Origin of the sequence: Micromonospora foliorum, from assembly GCF_022229015.1 — a bacterium.
Lineage (GTDB): Bacteria > Actinomycetota > Actinomycetes > Mycobacteriales > Micromonosporaceae > Micromonospora > Micromonospora foliorum.
On sequence record NZ_JAKKFF010000236.1, the window covers coordinates 1 to 2,749 of the forward strand.

Genomic DNA, 2,749 nt, shown 5'->3' on the forward strand with positions numbered 1-2,749 from the left:
CTTCCCCTGGTCGGCACGCTGCGCCCCGAGCCGGGGCTCTGCCGAGGGCTGGAGCGGGGCGAGGCGCCGGCCGCCGGAGGTAAGGGCCCACTGGCCGCACTCTGCCAACGGATCGTCACCGACCTCACCGGCGTGCCGGCTACGGGTGCGGCATGAGCGCCGGGCCGGAGGACGGCACGCTCGCCGCCCGGGTACGGCAGCGGATCGCCGCCGCCACCACCCCGGTCACCGCGGCGGCGATCGTCTCCGCGGTACGGGCCGAGCCCACCGCCGCGGTGCTCGGCGACACGGCCATGCTGCGGATCGCCGACCGGGTGCGCGACGACCTCGTCGGCGCCGGGCCGCTGGCGCCGCTGCTCGCCGACCCGGAGGTCACCGACGTCCTCGTCAACGGCGTTCGGGTCTGGGTCGACCGCGGATCTGGGCTGCACCAGGTCCCGGTGCCGGTGGGCTCGGTGGAGGACGTCCGCCGGTTGGCGCAGCGGCTGATCGCCAGCGCGGGACGGCGACTCGACGACGGTTCCCCGTACGCGGACGCGCGGCTTCCCGACGGCACCCGACTGCACGCCGTGCTGCCGCCGGTGGCGACCGAAGGTCCCTACCTGTCCCTGCGAACCTTCCGGCACCGGCCGTTCACCCTCGACGAGCTGGTGCGCCAGGGGACCGTGCCACGACCGCTGGCACCACTGCTCGCCGCCGTCGTCGCGGCCCGGCTGGCGTACCTGGTGACCGGGGGCACCGGGTCGGGCAAGACGACCCTGCTCAACACCCTGCTGGGGATGGTGCCGGCCACCGAACGGATCGTGCTGGTGGAGGACGCCGCCGAACTGCGTCCGGGGCATCCGCACGTGGTTGGGCTCCAGGCGCGTACCGCCAATGTGGAGGGCACGGGCGTGGTCAGTCTGGCGGACCTGGTCCGGCAGGCGTTGCGGATGCGCCCGGACCGGCTGGTGGTCGGCGAGTGCCGGGGCGGTGAGGTGGTCGACCTGCTGGCCGCGCTCAACACCGGCCACGACGGGGGCGCCGGCACGTTGCACGCCAACACACCGTCGGACGTGCCGGCCCGGTTGGAGGCCCTGGGCATGCTGGGTGGGCTGCCGCGCGCCGCGCTGCACGCCCAGGTGGCCGCTGCGTTGCAGGTGCTGTTCCAGGTGCGACGTGGCGACCGGGGCCGCGTGCTGGAGTCGGTCTGCCTGCTGCTGCCCGAGGGACCCGAACGGCTGGTGACCGTGGTGCCCGCCTGGGTACGCGGCAGAGGGCTCGGGCTCGCCGCCCGTGCCCTCGGGGCGCTGCTGCGGGAGCGTGGGGTGGCGGTGCCGCCCATCCTCAGCGAGCCGTGGCCCGGATCGGCGGGTCCGGCATGACCGGCGAGACGATGCTGGTGGTGGCGCTGCTCCTGGCCGCCGCTGCCCTGGTGGCGTGGCCGGTGCGGAGCATTCGGGCCCGTCGACGTCGAGTCCTGGGGCCGGGACGCAGGGGCGGCGGCGTCGATCCGGATGACGCCCTGGTGCAGTGGATCAGGGAACTCGGTCGCACGCCGGACGGGCCGGTCGACGGCACCGGCGTTGCCCCGCCCTCGGGTCATCCGGTCGGCATCGCTCATGAGCCGGGTGCCACCGCGGGTTCCAACGGAACGCGGACGGCGCTCGGCTGGCCCGACCGGGACGTCACCCGCAGCCCGAGGTGGCTTGGAACGGCAGGCGGGTTCAGGCGTCCGGAGGGCCCGACGCGGCCCCCGGCTCGTCGGGATCCTCGACGCCCGACCGGCGCCGCCCCGGTGGAGGTGGCCATCATCTCGCCCGGTGCGGGCCAACGGGCTGCCGCGTCGGCGGCCACGATCACGATCGGTGTCAGCGGTGTGGATGTGGCCGGTCGGAACGACGTTTCCGGCACGGCAACCGCCGATGGGCACGGCGACCTGGACGTCGGCTGTCGGGGCGACGCGTCCGGTGTGCCGGCAGCCGACGGGTGTGCGAATGCCGATTGCCGCGACCACGGGCGCGTCGGCCCGACCGACCAGACGCCTCCGTCGGTGCGCATCTCTCGATCGCCGGCCCGCGTGCTGCCACTGGTCGGTCTGCTCGGCGGCGGTGTGGGTGCCGTGGTCGGCGGTCCGGTGGCCGCGGTCGCGGTGGCCGGGTACGGCACGCTGGCCGTGCGCGCCGTGCTGCGGTGGCGAGTGAACCGAAGCGCCGAGCGGAGCCGACGCCGTGGGCTGGACCAGCTCTGCGGCCTCGCGGCGGACCTACGGGCCGGCCTGCCCGTCCCACACGCGCTGGAGGTCGCCTCCGTCGAGCGTGACGGGGCAGGCCGCCTATCTCAGCTGACCTCGGCGGCGGTGCGGTTGGCCGACCGGACCGGCGCGCCGCTGGCGGAACTCGTCGAGCGGATCGAGGCGGACGCTCGGGCGACCGACCGGGGGCTGGCCGCAGCGGCGGCCCAGGCGGCCGGTGCCCGGGCCACGGCCTGGCTACTGGCGGCGCTGCCGATCGGCGGGATCGCGCTCGGGTACGGGATCGGCGTCGACCCCATGGCGGTGCTCCTGCACAGCACGGTCGGCGGAGCCTGCGCGGTCGCCGCGGTCGCCCTGCAGGTCGTGGGCCTCCTCTGGGCAGAGCGGCTGGGCGCGACACCGGGACGGGCCGGATGACGCCCCGGCGCCCGGCCGGTCAACGCAGCTCGGCCGGCCAACGCGGCTTAGAGAGCAAGTCCAGCGCGGCGAGCCACCCCGGCCTAGCGAGTCAGCCCG

At 75.8% G+C, this 2,749-nt stretch carries 2 protein-coding genes and 1 pseudogene; all 3 read left to right on the top strand.

What is annotated here, in order from left to right; translation table 11 throughout:
- Positions 1-156 (top strand): annotated as a pseudogene (locus PSH25_RS17835) (septum site-determining protein Ssd); the annotation flags it as partial.
- Positions 153-1,364: a TadA family conjugal transfer-associated ATPase gene (locus PSH25_RS17840; RefSeq protein WP_238660153.1), complete on the top strand. Its 1,212-nt coding sequence runs from the start codon at positions 153-155 to the stop codon at positions 1,362-1,364. The pseudogene PSH25_RS17835 and the gene PSH25_RS17840, both read left to right, overlap by 4 nt.
- Positions 1,361-2,650 (top strand): type II secretion system F family protein, encoded by a 1,290-nt coding sequence (locus PSH25_RS17845; protein ID WP_238660154.1) that lies wholly within the window; start codon positions 1,361-1,363, stop codon positions 2,648-2,650. The genes PSH25_RS17840 and PSH25_RS17845 overlap by 4 nt, the downstream gene beginning before the upstream one ends.
- The last annotated feature ends 99 nt before the right edge of the window (positions 2,651-2,749 follow it).